The organism is uncultured Granulicatella sp. (assembly GCF_963515615.1).
Lineage (GTDB): Bacteria > Bacillota > Bacilli > Lactobacillales > Aerococcaceae > Granulicatella.
Genome location: NZ_CAUPZT010000017.1, coordinates 17229 through 33287, shown reverse-complemented (window position 1 = coordinate 33287; position 16059 = coordinate 17229). Strand labels below are relative to the sequence as shown.

General features: G+C 34.7%; 15 protein-coding genes, 1 tRNA gene and 1 pseudogene. 2 read left to right on the top strand and 15 right to left on the bottom strand.

Features of this window, described 5'->3' with window-relative positions:
* The 6 genes from RYL55_RS04370 to RYL55_RS04345 all read right to left on the bottom strand — a co-directional run.
* Positions 1-106 (bottom strand): hypothetical protein (locus RYL55_RS04370; protein WP_315007616.1); only part of this gene is annotated, 106 nt, incomplete at its 3' end.
* Between the two features lie 99 nt (positions 107-205).
* On the bottom strand, positions 206-1735 hold the full coding sequence (gpmI, locus tag RYL55_RS04365) for a 2,3-bisphosphoglycerate-independent phosphoglycerate mutase (protein WP_315007613.1): 1530 nt from the start codon (positions 1733-1735) through the stop codon (positions 206-208).
* Positions 1735-2493, bottom strand: a complete 759-nt coding sequence (gene tpiA / locus RYL55_RS04360) for a triose-phosphate isomerase (protein WP_040507405.1) — start codon at positions 2491-2493, stop codon at positions 1735-1737. Before tpiA ends, gpmI begins: the two co-directional genes overlap by 1 nt.
* Positions 2494-2573: 80 nt before the next feature.
* Entirely contained in the window at positions 2574-3764 is a 1191-nt protein-coding gene (locus tag RYL55_RS04355) for a phosphoglycerate kinase (RefSeq protein ID WP_315007611.1), read from the bottom strand.
* Positions 3765-3892: 128 nt separating this feature from the next.
* Positions 3893-4894, bottom strand: a complete 1002-nt coding sequence (gene gap / locus RYL55_RS04350) for a type I glyceraldehyde-3-phosphate dehydrogenase (RefSeq protein ID WP_315007610.1) — start codon at positions 4892-4894, stop codon at positions 3893-3895.
* Positions 4895-4930: 36 nt separating this feature from the next.
* On the bottom strand, positions 4931-5956 hold the full coding sequence (locus RYL55_RS04345) for a sugar-binding domain-containing protein (protein WP_315007608.1): 1026 nt from the start codon (positions 5954-5956) through the stop codon (positions 4931-4933).
* 306 nt (positions 5957-6262) lie between these two features.
* Here RYL55_RS04345 and RYL55_RS04340 point away from each other — a divergent pair.
* Positions 6263-6334: transfer RNA gene (locus RYL55_RS04340), tRNA-Arg, on the top strand.
* A gap of 91 nt (positions 6335-6425) precedes the next feature.
* Here RYL55_RS04340 and RYL55_RS04335 read toward each other — a convergent pair.
* The 9 genes and pseudogenes from RYL55_RS04335 to RYL55_RS04295 all read right to left on the bottom strand — a co-directional run.
* On the bottom strand, positions 6426-7370 hold the full coding sequence (locus tag RYL55_RS04335) for a metal ABC transporter substrate-binding protein (protein ID WP_315007606.1): 945 nt from the start codon (positions 7368-7370) through the stop codon (positions 6426-6428).
* Entirely contained in the window at positions 7367-8197 is an 831-nt protein-coding gene (locus RYL55_RS04330; RefSeq protein WP_006703952.1) for a metal ABC transporter permease, read from the bottom strand. Before RYL55_RS04330 ends, RYL55_RS04335 begins: the two co-directional genes overlap by 4 nt.
* Positions 8190-8924 carry a metal ABC transporter ATP-binding protein gene (locus RYL55_RS04325; RefSeq protein ID WP_315007604.1) on the bottom strand — a complete coding sequence of 245 codons (735 nt, stop codon included), beginning with the start codon at positions 8922-8924 and terminating at the stop codon, positions 8190-8192. Before RYL55_RS04325 ends, RYL55_RS04330 begins: the two co-directional genes overlap by 8 nt.
* 172 nt (positions 8925-9096) lie before the next feature.
* Positions 9097-9927 (bottom strand): MurR/RpiR family transcriptional regulator, encoded by an 831-nt coding sequence (locus RYL55_RS04320; protein WP_314112511.1) that lies wholly within the window; start codon positions 9925-9927, stop codon positions 9097-9099.
* A gap of 120 nt (positions 9928-10047) precedes the next feature.
* A complete protein-coding gene (locus RYL55_RS04315; protein ID WP_315007602.1) occupies positions 10048-11553 on the bottom strand; it encodes a PTS transporter subunit EIIC in 1506 nt (501 codons plus the stop codon).
* A 30-nt stretch (positions 11554-11583) separates the two neighbouring features.
* Positions 11584-12258 carry an N-acetylmannosamine-6-phosphate 2-epimerase gene (locus tag RYL55_RS04310; RefSeq protein WP_315007600.1) on the bottom strand — a complete coding sequence of 225 codons (675 nt, stop codon included), beginning with the start codon at positions 12256-12258 and terminating at the stop codon, positions 11584-11586.
* A 259-nt stretch (positions 12259-12517) separates the two neighbouring features.
* On the bottom strand, positions 12518-13210 hold the full coding sequence (locus tag RYL55_RS04305; RefSeq protein WP_315007598.1) for a phosphoglycerate mutase: 693 nt from the start codon (positions 13208-13210) through the stop codon (positions 12518-12520).
* A 58-nt stretch (positions 13211-13268) separates the two neighbouring features.
* Entirely contained in the window at positions 13269-13976 is a 708-nt protein-coding gene (locus tag RYL55_RS04300) for a glucosamine-6-phosphate deaminase (RefSeq protein WP_315007596.1), read from the bottom strand.
* Between the two features lie 161 nt (positions 13977-14137).
* Positions 14138-14494 (bottom strand): annotated as a pseudogene (locus RYL55_RS04295) (PspC family transcriptional regulator); the annotation flags it as partial.
* A gap of 576 nt (positions 14495-15070) precedes the next feature.
* On the opposite strand from RYL55_RS04295, the gene RYL55_RS04290 reads away from it, so the two are divergent.
* A complete protein-coding gene (locus RYL55_RS04290; protein WP_315007594.1) occupies positions 15071-16000 on the top strand; it encodes a helix-turn-helix transcriptional regulator in 930 nt (309 codons plus the stop codon).
* Positions 16001-16059: the final 59 nt, after the last annotated feature.

The window sequence follows — 16059 nt, the reverse complement described above, 5'->3', positions numbered from 1 at the left end:
TACCGCGTCCGAACGCTCCGCTTTCTGTGTAAACTTCAACTTCGATAGTTGGGTTACCACGTGAATCTAATACTTCTCTTGCTAATACATCTGTAATAAATGGCATGATTTATTAACTCCTTTATATTTATTTGTACGTTTCTATTTTAGTCGAAAAATGCTTTATATGCAATATTTTCCTGAAATTGAAATTATTTTTTTAAGATTATTTTTGAATTAAGCTTTCGCCTGTCATTTCTTCAGGTTTTGCTACATTCAATAAGTCTAACATTGTTGGCGCAACGTCTGCTAAACGACCACCCTCACGTAATGTAATACCTTTTTTCGTTACAATAACTGGAACTGGAACTGTTGTATGGGCAGTATGCGGTGTACCTTCTGGTGTAACCATTGTTTCAGAGTTACCGTGGTCAGCAAAGATAATGGCAGTACCACCTTTAGCTAAAATAGCATCCACTACTTTACCTAAGTTTTCATCCACTGCTTCGATTGCTTTAATCGTTGGTTCTAACATCCCTGAGTGTCCAACCATATCTGGATTTGCGAAGTTTAAGATGATTGCATCATTTTCATCGTTTTGAATCGAATTATATAATGCATCTCCAACTTCATAACAACTCATTTCAGGTTTTAAGTCATATGTTGCAACTTTTGGAGAAGGAATTAAAATACGGTTCTCTCCTGTGAATTCTTCATTACGTCCACCATTCATAAAGAATGTAACGTGAGGATATTTCTCTGTTTCAGCAATACGTAATTGTGCTAATCCTGCTTTAGATAATACTTCTCCTAAAACATTTGTCATAGGAATTGGTGGGAATGCAACTTCTGCATCCACACTTGGATTATATAATGTCATTGTCACAAATTTAACATTTGCAGCATGCTCACCACGATCAAAGTTTGTCCACTCTTTATCTGTGAATGCATTTGATAATTGAATCGCACGGTCAGGACGGAAATTAAAGAAGATAACTGCATCATTTTCTTCAATTTGCGCAACTGGTTGTCCGTCTTTAACAATTACTGATGGAATAACAAATTCATCTGTTACATTTTCAGCATAACTATGTTCAATCACTGCTTGAGCTGATTCAAATTGAGGTCCTTTTGCATGTGCAATGGCATCATAAGCTAATTGAACACGTTCCCAACGTTTGTCACGGTCCATTGCATAGTAACGACCTGATACAGTTGCGATTTGACCTACTCCAACTTCTGCAATTTTTTCTTCTAAAGTCTTAATGTAAGCTGGACCAGCTTTTGGATCCACATCACGTCCGTCCATAAATGCATGAACATATACTTTAGAAATTCCCTTTGCCTTCGCAGTTTCAATTAATGCTAATAAATGATTAATATGGCTGTGTACACCACCATCAGATAATAATCCGAACAAGTGTAATGCAGAACCATTTTCTAATACATGGTTAAATGCACCATTTAATGCTGGGTTTGTATCGAATTCACCATCTAAAATTGCTTTATCAATACGAGTTAAGCTTTGGTATACAATACGACCTGCACCAATATTTGTATGGCCTACTTCTGAGTTCCCCATTTGTCCATCTGGTAGACCTACATCTAAACCTGATGCTTTTAATGTTGTATGAGGAAATTCATTATAATAACGGTCAAAATTTGGTTTCTTTGCTTGTGCTACAGCGTTACCTTCTACTTCTGGTCTCCATCCGAAACCATCTAAGATAATAATCGCTACTGGTGATTTAGACATTATTTTACTGCCTCCAATAAAGCTAAGAATGATTCAGGTTGTAAGCTTGCTCCACCTACTAAAGCTCCATCCACATCTGGACAAGCCATATATTCTTTAATGTTTTCAGGTTTAACAGAACCACCGTATTGTACACGAACTTTGTCTGCTACTTCTTGTCCGAAGTCTTTCGCTACAACGTCACGTACTACTTTACACATTTTTTGAGCATCATCTTGAGAAGCTGATTTACCAGTTCCGATTGCCCAAATTGGTTCATACGCGATTACTAATGATGAAACTTGTTCATTTGATAATCCTTCTAATGCAGCAGAAACTTGTGCTCCTACAAACTCAGCAGCTTTACCAGCTTCATAAGTTTCTAATGTTTCACCACAACAGATAATTGGTAACATACCATTTGCGAAAATTGCTTTTGCTTTTTTGTTAATATCTGCATCAGTTTCGTGGAAATATTCACGACGTTCTGAGTGTCCAATTACAACATAGTGAACACCCATTTCTGATAATACTTTTGGAGATGTTTCTCCAGTATAAGCACCTTCTTGTTCGAAATAGCAGTTTTGCGCTGCTACTTTTAATTCAGAACCTTCAGCTGCAGCTAATAAAGTAGATAAATCAACTGCTGGAGCTGCTACAGCAGACTCAACAACTTCTGATGATGGTAATTTTCCAGCTAAAGCCTCAACAAACGCTTGAGTTTCTTTAGGATTTTTATTCATTTTCCAGTTTCCTGCAATAATTGGTTTACGCATAATTCTTCCTCCTAAAATTGTTTATGAAGCAGACTCACAAAAATGAACATTCATTTCAGTGAGTCCTTTTCAATAATTTTTAATTATTTATCACTAATTGAAGCTACACCAGGTAATTCTTTACCTTCTAAGTATTCTAATGAAGCTCCCCCACCAGTTGAGATATGAGTAAATTTATCTGCATATCCTAAAGAAATTGCTGCTGCTGCAGAATCTCCACCACCGATGATTGTTGTAGCACCTTGTAAATCTGCGATTGCTTCACAAACACCGATTGTTCCTTTAGCAAAGTTAGGTAATTCGAACACACCCATTGGTCCATTCCATACAACTGTTTTTGCATCTTTTAAGTAGCTAGCAAATAATTCTACAGTCTTAGGACCAACGTCTAACCCTTCTTGGTCCGCTGGAATTTGATCAGAAGGTACAGTTGTAGCAACTGCATCATTTGAAAATTCTTTAGCAACTACATTATCGATTGGTAACACTAATTTGTCGCCAGCTTTTTCCATAATTTGTTTAGCTAATTCAATACGATCTACTTCTAATAATGATAGACCTACTTCACGGCCCATAGCTTTGAAGAATGTGTAAGCCATTCCTCCACCGATTAACACTTTATCAGCTTTATCAATTAAGCTTTCGATTACTCCAATTTTATCTGAAACTTTCGCTCCACCTAAAATAGCTACGAATGGACGTTCTGGTGTATCAACTGCTCCCCCAATGAATTTAATTTCTTTTTCCATTAAGAAACCTGCAGCTGATTCTAATTGACTAGCAATCCCTACGTTAGATGCGTGAGCACGGTGAGCTGTACCAAATGCATCATTTACGAACAACTCTCCTAAAGATGCCCAATATTTTCCTAACTCAGGATCGTTTTTAGATTCTTTTTTACCATCTAAATCTTCGAAACGAGTATTTTCAAATAATAAAACATCTCCTTCAGCTAAACCATTAATAGCTGTTTCTAACGCTTCTCCACGTGTTTCTGGAACAAATGTTACTTCTTTTTTCAATAATTCTGATAAACGTTCAGCAACTGGACGTAAGCTTAAACGAGCTTTATCTTCTTCAGATTTTACTTTTCCTAAGTGAGAAAAAAGAATTACTTTAGCATGATTATCAATTAAATATTGAATAGTTGGTAATGCTTGTACGATACGGTTGTCATCTGTAATAACTCCATTTTTTAATGGAACGTTGAAGTCAACACGTACTAATACTTTTTTTCCTCCAACAGATAAATCTGTTATAATTTTTTTAGCCATAGAATAGCCTCCTAAGTTTTAAATATTTGGAGCGAGTGTAATACCCACATTATGAAAACAGGGCGAGGAAGCGAATGCTCCCATCGCCCTGAAAAATTCGATACGATTAGCTAAATCAAAACTTTATATTATAAGTTTGCAAAGTATTGTAAAGTACGAATTAATTGTGCAGTATATGACATTTCGTTATCGTACCAAGAAACTGTTTTAACTAATTGTTTGTCTCCTACAGTCATTACTTTAGTTTGAGTAGCATCAAATAATGATCCATAAGTGATACCAATGATATCAGTAGATACTATTGGTTCTTCAGTATATCCGTAAGATTCAGTTGCAGCAGCTTTCATAGCAGCGTTAATTTCTTCAGCTGTAACTGGTTTTTCTAATACTGTTACTAATTCAGTTAATGAACCTGTTGGTACAGGAACACGTTGAGCAGCTCCATCTAATTTACCGTTTAATTCTGGAATTACTAAACCGATAGCTTTAGCAGCACCAGTTGTGTTAGGAACGATGTTTACAGCTGCAGCACGAGCACGACGTAAGTCTCCTTTTGGATGTGGAGCGTCTAATGTATTTTGGTCACCAGTGTAACCGTGGATTGTAGTCATTAAACCTTCAACGATTCCGAATTTGTCGTTTAAAGCTTTAGCCATAGGTGCTAAACAGTTTGTAGTACATGATGCACCAGAAATAACTGTTTCTTTACCTGTTAAAATGTTGTGGTTTACGTTGTAAACAACTGTTGGTACATCGTTACCACCAGGAGCAGAGATAACAACACGTTTAGCTCCACCTTTTAAGTGTAATTCAGCTTTTTCTTTAGAAGTGAAGAAACCAGTACATTCTAAAACGATATCAACGCCTAGTTCTCCCCATGGTAATTCTTCAGGATTACGGTTAGCTAATACTTTAACTTCTTTACCGTTTACGCGGAATGCGCCTTCTAATACTTCAACTTCTCCGTTGAAACGTCCTTGTGTTGAATCGTATTTTAATAAGTGTGCTAATTGTTTAGCATCTGTTAAGTCGTTGATTGCAACAACTTCTAATCCTTCCACTTCTTGAATACGACGGAATGCTAAACGTCCAATACGTCCGAAACCGTTAATACCAACTTTAACTGTCATAATAGTTTTTCCTCCTAGGAATATATTTTTTTATTTTTAGCGGGTTACCCCGTTCAAAACCATATTTGCTAAACTCTCATCGATAACAAACCATGTTCGATCGATAGGAGCTAATTTGGCATAAGCTTTTAATGCTTCTGCCTTTTGAGCGCCTTCCACAATCGCAATACTATGCGGAATTGACTCTAAATCACTAAGATGCAAACCTACTCGTGGAAGTTTAAAAACGACCTTTCCTTTTGCATCGAAGAAACAACCAAACGCTTCACCAACTGCTCGTTGATTGGCAATGAATTGACTTTCTTGAGGTAACAACCCTCTTCTTTCAGCCATAACACTTGCATTTCCAACACTATATAATAAGCAATTCGCTTGTTTCATCATTGTTAATGTTTGCGAAACTAATGGTTCTTGTAATAACGGTAAATACGTTTCTTTACTTACATGTTCTGGAACATATAATGAAAAATGTTCTCCACCTGTTTTTGTCGCCATCTTCTCACTAACACTGTTTGCTTGGATTAAAGTGGAACCTCCCACTCCTCCTCTAGCAGGGACAAAAGAAATCTCTCTTTGTTGTAAAATCTCTTTTGAAAAATATTCTGCTACCGTCGCCATCGTTCTACCACCCGTTACTGTTACGATTGATTGATCAACTGGCAACATCCATTTCATTAACTCCTGTACTTGATGACTAATCTGCATCCCTTTATCAGGATTACTTCGAACCACTTTACAAAATCTAATTCCTAATTTTTTAGAAACTTCCTTTTCAAAAGTAGTCATCTCAATACACTGTTGAATAATCGTTGTTAATCCTAGATAAGTCTCTTTCCCTAAATCCGTGACTAACATTCCTTTTGCAGAATATGTAATTAAACCTTGTTCTTTTAGTATATCCGTTTCAGAACGAAGAACACGTTCTGATATTTCCAACTGTTTAGCAAGCCCTCTTCGACCAATCGGTTGTGTTTGTTGTATCGCTCGCAAAATTTGGAAACGAATTTTTAACAATTGATTGCTTTCGGGGACTAGAAGTTGCATTAATGTCATACAATCCATAATTCCAATTCCCTTCATTTCATTACTGGGCTAAAAACCGTCCCTAAAAACTAGTTATCTATACATAGAAAACTTTTTTAATTACAAAAATATTGTACCAACAATCTTTGTAAAATGCAACTTGAAAGTGTTTAATATTTTTTAAAAAAGAAATTTAAAGGGACACTTTTAGTCCCTTGTTTCACCTTGTTTTCTTTTCAAAATGCCCTCTCTCCTATCTATTCCTTGTCATTTCTAGTCTTTTTTTGTAAGAGTTTCTTCTTGTTTTTTCATATAAATTTGGATAAAATATTCTTACATTGTTTAGCTGCCTTAGTGTAATGGATATCACATAAGATTCCGGTTCTTATAATGGGGGTTCGATTCCCTCAGGCAGCGTTATTAAAGTAATTTAACCGCAAAAAAGCCAGAGCTCAAAGCTCTGGCTTATTTGCAGTTTTATAGCTCACCATACTATTAGACTGCTTAATTATTTTTCTAAACCTTCAATGATTTTTGTTAAGTTCCATTTCATCATGCTTAAGTAGCTATCTCCATCTTTACCTTTTTCAGCAATTGAGTCAGTAAAGATTGTTGAATAAATTGGCTTACCTGATTCTTGTGAAACTGTCTTCATTGGACGTTCATCAACACTTGATTCAACGAATAATGAAGGAACTTTAGATTTTTTAAGAATTTCTACTAAACGAGTTGTTTGTTCAGGAGTACCTTCTTCTTCAGTATTAATTTCCCAGATGTAAGCTGATGGAACTCCATAAGCTTTAGAGAAGTACTTGAAGCATCCTTCACTTGTAACAATTAATTTTTTCTCTTCTGGAATTTTAGCAAGACGTTCTTTTGCATCTTTATCTAATTTATCCAACTCAGCAACATATTTATCAAGATTCTTTTGGTAAGTATCTTTATGTTCTGGATCTTTTGCAATTAATTGTTTTGCAATATTTTTAGCATAAATCACACCATTTTCGATGTTTAACCATGCATGAGGGTCTTCTTTACCTTTTTCTTTTTCCCCTTCAAGGTAAATTACATCAACGCCATCACTTACTGCAAAGTAATCTTTATCTGCTACTTTACCAGCATTTTTAACCATTTTTGTAAACCAAGCATCATCTGCATTTTCTAAGTTAATTCCATTATAGAAAATTAGGTCTGCATCATGAATTTTTTGAACATCTTGAGGTAATGGTTCATATTCGTGTGGATCTTGTCCAACTGGAACAATACTGTGAATGTCCGCTAAATCTCCAGCAACATTTTTTGTAATATCATAAATGATAGAGTTTGTTGCTACTACTTGTACTTTTTTAGGTTCATTACTTTTTGTTGTAGTTGATGATGTTGAATTTGTTGAACATCCTGCAAAACCAACTAATGATAATAAACCGACTGTTAATAATTTCCCGATTTTCATGCTTTTTTCCTACCTTCCCTTTGTTTTGGTGATACAATAAAACTAATCACAAAGAAAGCTGCAGCAGTTAATACAATGGTTGATCCTACTGCAATATTAAACGTATAGCCGATTACTAAACCAACAATCGAAGAAAGTGAACCAAACATCGCTGATAAAGCTAACATGGTTTTCAAACTCTTCGAATATAAATACGCTGTTGCTGCTGGTGTAATCAGTAACGCTACAATCATAACTGTTCCGACACTTTGCATTGCTGTAATCGAAACTAATGCTAAAAGAAACATCAATAAGTAATGATAGAATGATACATTCAATCCTGCCGAACGAGCAAAGACTGGGTCAAAACTCGTTACTTGTAATTCTTTAAAGTAAGAAATAATCGTTACAAAAACAAATATTCCCACAATTGCCGTAATCAATAAATCAAAATCTTGGACTGCTAAAATATTCCCGAATAAAATATGGAATAAGTCAGTCGAACTTTTCGCAACACCGATTAAAATAATTCCTAAAGCTAAAAATGAACTAAAGGTAATTCCTATCGCAGTATCACTTTTTACGACACTATTTCGATTAATAAAGGCAATAATAAAGGATGCTAATAATCCAAATGCTAGTGCTCCAAAGAAGAAGTTAATTCCAAGAATAAAAGATAATGCTACCCCTGGTAACACCGCATGAGAAATCGCATCTCCCATTAACGACATCCCACGAAGAATGATAAAACATCCAATCATTCCGGCAACTGCCCCAATTAAAACGGAAGAAATTAATGCATTTTGCACAAAATGATAATTCATTAATCCTTGTAAAAAATTATTCATGAGTTTGTCCCCCTTGCGCTACGAAAACTTCTCCACCGTAAGTTTTTCTAATTTTTTCAGGAACAAATGTTTCCTCAGTTTTTCCACTATCTACAATTCCTCGATTCACTAAAATAACTTGATCAAAATAATCACGCACTTTCGATAAATCATGATGTACCATTAAAATCGTTTTACCTTCTTCTTTCCATTGACGAATTAAAGTCATAATTACTTTTTCACTCATCATATCAATCCCTACAAATGGTTCATCTAAGAAGATATAGTCTGCTTTCTGCACTAAACAACGTGCTAATAATACCCTTTGGAATTGTCCTCCCGACAATGCTCCTATCGGACGATGGGCTAATTCTGTTAAACCAACTTCTTCAATCGCTTCATCTACATCTTTCCAATCTTGAGCATTTAAACGCTGAAATGGTTTCATTTTTACACTTTTCCCTAATGCTACACACTCACGAATGGTAATTGGAAATGTAAAATCAAGATTACTCTTTTGTTCAACATAAGCAATTCTCTCTAATGATTGACTCGCTTCTTTCCCATCGAACGTCACTTTTCCCGTGTGTGAAATTAATCCTAAAATTGCTTTTAAAAAGGTAGATTTACCTGCACCATTAGGACCAATTATTCCTAAAATTGTCGGGCCATTTATTTCTACATGACAGTCTTTTAGTACATCTGGTTGCATTGCATATGATACACCAAGATTTTCAACTTTAATCATGACTATCTCCTTTCTTTTTCTCATATTTCTTATGCCAATAATTAGGTTACCTTAAATGAATTCTTTCGTCAAGAGTTTTTTAGGCATTCCAAAATATTTTTGAAAAATTCCTGTTTTTATATAAAAAAAGATAAAGAACAAAACGCTTTCATGTTCTTTATCTTCTTTATGCCTATTCTTTTTTATCTTCTTTTGCCCCTAAAGCTGTCAATGTATTCGAGAATAAATGATGTTTATAATCCTTATCAATTTCCTTATAATAACTATAAAAAATATCAATCATAACTAAAATAGGAAATTGTGGTGAAATCAATCCACCTTGTTCTAATGCATTTTTCATCGCTATTAAAACTAACTCATCACATGCTTTCCCACTGTCTTCACTTCTTTTTGAAGTGATTAACACCGTCTTTGCTCCTTGTTTTTTGGCTTGTCGAACTGCTTCAACAACACTTGCATTAGCAGAAACGGAAATCCCAATGACTAAACAGTCTTCATCAACAAGAACTCGATTCATTAACATCGTATGTAAATCCGTAATTGCTTCACATATCATTCCTAATCTCATAAATCTAAATTTCATTTCGTGAGCTGCTAAGCCCGAACTTCCTTGTCCATAAATATATACTCGCTTAGCATTATTCAACAAACTACAAACTTTAATCACTTGTGATTCATCTATTAACGAAAAAGATTTTGATAATAATTCCTCATAATCTGTTAACACTTTCTTTGTTAAATCATTATGAATCATTTGTCCTTCTTTTTTACTTTCTTGATAATCATAAATAAATTGACGATATCCTTTATAACCACATTTTTGAGCAAAGCGTGTCAATGAAGGAATAGACACAAATAACCGCCCCGATACTGCTCTTGCTGATAAAGATTCATCTGTTGCATTTTGTTCCAAGAAATATTGAGCAATCGTTTTTTCATTAGGAGTTAGTGTGTCATAGATTGATTCAATTAATGGTGTGACTTTCTTTTCAAACGAAATCATAAATGTTACTCCCTTACCTTTTGGATAGTATTAGTGTATCACATTTTACGTCTTTCGTGTTTTGAAAATAAAAAGCTAGGAGAAATTCATCCCCTAGCTTTTCAAATCGTGTTGATGGAATTAATCATCTACACCTAAAATTTCGTTAATATTGTTTTTATATAGAATTGCTTTTGCACCGTAGATAGCTTGAACTCCACCTTTAACTTCTAATACATCTACCGCACCAATTGCTTTTAGTGTCGCTTTATCTACTTTATCGACTGAACGAACAGCTACACGTAAACGAGTAATACATGCATCTACATCTTCAATATTTTCTGATCCACCTAAAGCTTCGATAATACGAACGCTATCTTCTTTTAAAGAATCTTTTGTTTCTACAACCGGTTGTGCATCATCTGCTAACTCTTCATCTAAACGTCCTGGAGTTGCAACGTTAAATTGAACGATAAACCATCTGAATACTACATAGTATAGAACACTCCATACTAAACCAAATGGAATTTGTAATAGCCAATTTGTTTTATCATTACCTTGTAATACCCCGAATAATGTAAAGTCGATAACCCCACCTGAGAATGTATTACCGATTGAAATATTTAAGATATCAGCAATAAAGAAGCTTACACCATCTAAGAATGCGTGAACAACATAAAGTGCTGGACTTACGAATAAGAACATAAATTCAATTGGTTCTGTAATACCAGTAATGAATGATGTTAAAGCTACCCCAAAGAATAAACCTGCATATTTTTTACGACGATCTTTTGGAACACAGTGATACATTGCTAAGCAGGCTGCTGGAAGACCAAACATCATTGTAGAGAAACGACCTGCGAAGAAACGAGTTCCTTCAGTAAATAGACCAACATGTGTTGGATCTGCTAATTGAGCAAAGAAGATTTTTTGAGCTCCTGCTACAGATTGACCAGCAACAGTTGCCACTCCTCCTAATTCTGTATACCAGAATAATGGGTAAATCATATGGTGTAACCCAACCGCACCACTTAGACGCATTAAGAATCCATATAAGAATGTTCCAAATGGTCCAGCTTGAGAAATATAGCCACCAGTTGATACTAATAATTGTTGGAATGGAGGCCAAATTATAAAGAAAATTCCTCCGACTACAATTGAAGCAAATGAAGTTACGATTGGAACAAAACGGCTACCTCCAAAGAATCCTAAGAATTGAGGTAATTGAATATTGCTATAACGATTATGTAAATAAACCGCTACAGAACCTACTACGATAGCACCAACTACACCTGTATCAATGGCAGCTCCTTCAGCCATAAATAATTTAACAAGAGCTTTGATTGTTGCTGTCATTACGAAATATCCAGTAACACCAGCTAGTGCTGCTGTACCTTTATCACGTTTTGCTAAACCAATACACAAACCTACGCAGAGTAATAATGCTAAATTCGCAAATACAACTTCCCCTGCTGAGCTCATCACTGTGAAAATAGCTTGCAGTGCACGATTATTCAATACTGGATAAGTAGCTACTGTCGTTGGATTTGACAACGCACCACCAATCCCTAATAACAAACCAGCTGCCGGTAAAATAGCAATCGGCAACATAAAGGCTTTACCAATTTTTTGTAATACTTTAAACATATGGTTTCCTCCTAAAAATTTATTTTCCTTTTATGAATGAATTGCCTCTACAAATTTCTTTGTAATTAATTGAGGTCTTGTAATAGCTGAACCAACTACTACACTATATGCACCTAATTCTAGTACACGTTTCACCTTTTCAGGTGTATCGATATTTCCCTCTGCAATGAGAGGATGTTTAATGACTTTTAAGACTTCTCGAAGAATTTCAAAATCGTTTGCTTCGATTTTATCTCCTTTACTTTGTTCGGTATATCCTACTAACGTACTACCAATGTAATCAAATCCTAATTCATCTGCATGAATCATTTCATCTACCGTTGAACAGTCTGCCATTAATTTTTGTTCTGGATATTTTTGACGGATTTCTTTATAAAATTCATCTAAACTTTGTCCATTTGGACGAGTAGAAATGGTTGCATCCAATGCAATAATCTCTGGTTTTGCTTCCATTAATTCGTCTACTTCTTTAATAGTAGCTGTAATATAAACATCTGCATCATTATAATCTCTTTTAATAATTCCAATTACTGGTAAATCAACTGCTTGTTTGATTGCTTTGATATCGATAACAGAATTTGCTCGAATCCCTTTTGCTCCTCCTTCCTTCGCTGCGACTGCCATACGAGCCATAATAAAATCGCTATGCAACGGTTCATGTGGCAACGCTTGGCAAGATACGATTAATTGCCCTTGAATACTCATATTCAGCCTCCTTTATAGTTTTATAAAAGCCTTTACAAGAATAGTATACTTCTACAAGAAAACATTTTCAATATCTACTTGTTTTTTTGAAAGTAATTTCAAAAAATCCGATAATCTATTCTCATTTTCCCTTTAAATTAGAAATTACTTTCACAATTTTTAAAGATTATGAACTATTCTTATATCAAATAATGAAGGACTTACCATTCAATTGATAAGTCCTAAGGGTATAACGATTCAGTTTCAAAGCTTTGGAAGATTATTTTCCTAAATAATATTCTGAAACAACATGTAAGTTTTCGTCAAATTCAAATACTAAAGGTGGAAAATTTGGAATTTCCACTCCCATAATTTCATCATCTGACAATCCTTTAATATGTTTTACTAATGCACGAATAGAATTTCCATGTGCACCAACTAAAATATTTTTACCAGCTTTTAAATCTGGAGCAATTTTATCCTCCCAGAATGGAAGAACACGTTCCAGAGTCACTTTAAGATTTTCTGCATCTGGAATGACAGAATCATCCAGCTTTGCATATCGACGATCGCCATGTGCTGAATATTCATCATCACGATCCATTTTTGGAGGTAACACATCATAGGAACGACGCCAAATATGAACTTGTTCATCTCCAAATTTTTCAGCAGCCTCTGCTTTATTTTTCCCCGTTAATCCACCATAATGACGTTCATTTAAACGCCATGACTTTTCAACAGGAACCCATAATTGATCACAAGCTTCCAATGCCAAATCCGTTGTTTTAATGGCACGTTTTAGCACTGACGTATAGGCTTGATCAAATTCAATCCCTGCTTCTTTAATTAATTTTCCAGCATCAATTGCTTGTTGAATCCCCTTTTCAGACAAATCAACATCCGCCCAACCAGTGAAGAGATTGGCCTTATTCCATTCTGACTGGCCATGGCGAGCAAAAACTAATTTTACCATCTTATCGCTCTCCTTTTTCTTCTAAACCTTTTCCCGTGTAAATGTATACCCTATTTCATTATCTATTTAATAATGCAGCTGCAGCTTCATCAACGATAATAGTTACATTAGGATGTTTTTGTAAAATACTTGCAGGTACATCTGTTGTAACTTCCCCTTTTACCGTATCTAAAATTGCTTGTGCTTTCTTTTCCCCGAATGCAATTAACACAATTTGTTTTGCATCCATAATCGATTGTAGTCCCATTGAATAAGCAAATCTTGGTACATCTTCTTCACGCTCAAAGAAACGTTTATTCGCTTCGATTGTTGCTTTTGCCAAGGCTACTTTATGTGTTCTTTGTGTAAATGGTGTTCCTGGTTCATTGAATCCAATATGGGCATTACTCCCTATCCCCAATAGTTGGAAGTCAACAGGATTGTCTTGTAAAATTTTTTCATAACGTTCCACTTCAGCATCAATATCTTCTGCTAAACCATTTGGTAAGTAGCTCTTTAAAAATGGTTTTGCTTCAAATAATTGCTCATTCATAAAATAGTGATAACTATGTCCATCTTCATTTGATAATCCTGCATATTCATCTAAATTTACAGAAATTCTATCCGAAAAATTTAATGAACTTTGACGAATTTTTTCATATAAACCAAGAGGACTTGACCCTGTTGCTAAGCCAAAAACCTTTGCTCCCTTTTCATAGGCTTCTTTAAATACTTCAAATGCAACTAATGCGCCTTCTTCTTGATTTTTTACAATTTTAATGTCCATAAGGCTTCCTCCCTCAACTTGTCATTACCAGTATTGTAACAGATTTTTTTTGAAATGAATATAGCTATTTAACGATTTTCAATTTTAGTCATAAAAAAATTAGGTAACACGAAGTCACCTAATTCTATAATCCTTTTTATTTATTTTTAGTCTACAAAAAATTAAACCCATTCACCATTTCCATTGACAGTATATCCATCAATTGTTGTATTTACAGCTAATGCTCCTGATGCATAAGCATAGTACCATTTACCACCAACTTCAAACCAACCTGTTTTCATTGCTCCGGACTCATCTAAGTAATACCAGTTGCCATCAACTTTAACCCAGCCAGTTACCATTGCTCCTGAAGGTTGTAAGTAATACCAGTTGCCATTAACTTGAGCCCAACCAGTTACCATTACTCCGTTTGTACCTAAATAGTACCAATTTCCACCGTCTTGAATCCATCCTTCAGCAGCAACTCCCCCATTACCATACCAAATTACATAGTGCCAGCCTTGTTCAGTTTGTTTCCAGACACCTTTTTTCCCAACCAAACCTTTAAGCTTTTTAATAGCATTATTTCTAACTTGTACCAATTGTTCTCCTTTAAAACTAAAAGACTTTTCGTATTTTGAAAGAGGTACTTCCTTCAAACGTTCAGGAACCGTAACTTTTCTATTTCCAAAATCAATAATCGCTTCTGGATTTGTTTGGTTACTATAAACAAAAGCATACTCTAAAAAACGGAGAGTTGGCTCATGTCCGTTTACAGATTCCAAAACGACATGAGAATTAAAAACTTCCTCTTTCGCAGAAACACTCGACATGTTTGATACTGCCAACATTCCTGTTGTTGCTAAAGCAACTCCTAACATTGCAATTTTCTTTTGTAGTTTCATTAGAAACATCTCCTTTTATTTTGATTTCTTACAGTTGGAGTATAACGAATTTATTGATAAATAGTTTAAAAGCGTAACTATGTTTACCCTATTAAAAATTGTTTTCACATTTTTATCCCGAAAAAGAAACTATACATACCTTTTCTTAAAAAACACTTTCATATTTGTTATAATCACATTAAATAACGCATACATATAGGAGGAATAAGTATGAACGATGAAAGTATTTATGGGCTAGTTTTTAAAAAAATTCGTGAAGATAGAGGAATTACTCAAAAAGAAGCTGCAGGTACCACAGTTACTCCACACTTTTTAAGACAATTTGAACAAGGAAAATCTCGTATTACCATTCAAAAATTCGAAGAAATCATTGACAATGTCGGAATTGATAAAGAGACTTTCGATAAAATTAGAGCTCAAATGTTTCCTTCTGAATTTCATAAACGTCAAGTTGAAGTAGCTAATTTAGTTTCCAAACGAGAATATAAAAAGGCCCTAGATCTTCTAAACCAACCTTTAGAAGATTCCAGTATTGCAGAACACTTCATTATTGCCAATCGAGTTGTTAGTAAATTTGGAATTGCCTCTATTGTTGGAGACTCTCTTTTAACACCAAAAGACTATGAAGAATTGGAATATATCAAAGCTTATCTTACTAAAGTTGAATACTGGAACTACGTTGAGGTGAATGTATTTTCTGCTATCATTTCCCATTTTTCGATTGAATTTTTAGATTACAGGCTTTATCATTTACTAGATGTTTTAAAAAACCAAACGGAATACCATTACACTCGTGCTTCTGAATACTATCTCGCAGCCCTTCGAGCAGGAGTCAAAAACTACTCAATTCAAGGTCATTATGATAAAGCAGAAAAATTAGCATTAAAAACGCTCGAAGTGATGAATGCTTTTCCAGAACTAAGCATGAAATTGACGCAATTTATTGCTCTTTCTATGGAACGTTCCTGTAATTTCCTTCGTCAAAATGATGTCTATGGTTTAGAACTTGCTAAACATATCTTTGCAACTCTAGATCATCTAGAAAAGACATTCCAAAATCAATTATTAATCCGTTTAAGAGAAGATTTCTTTTCAAAAGTTACTCAACTGAACAAAACAGGTCAACCTTTAGAACAATAAAGCAACAAAAAACTCTATTAGAGTCGGAATCATCCTATCTAATAGAGTTTTATTTTTTA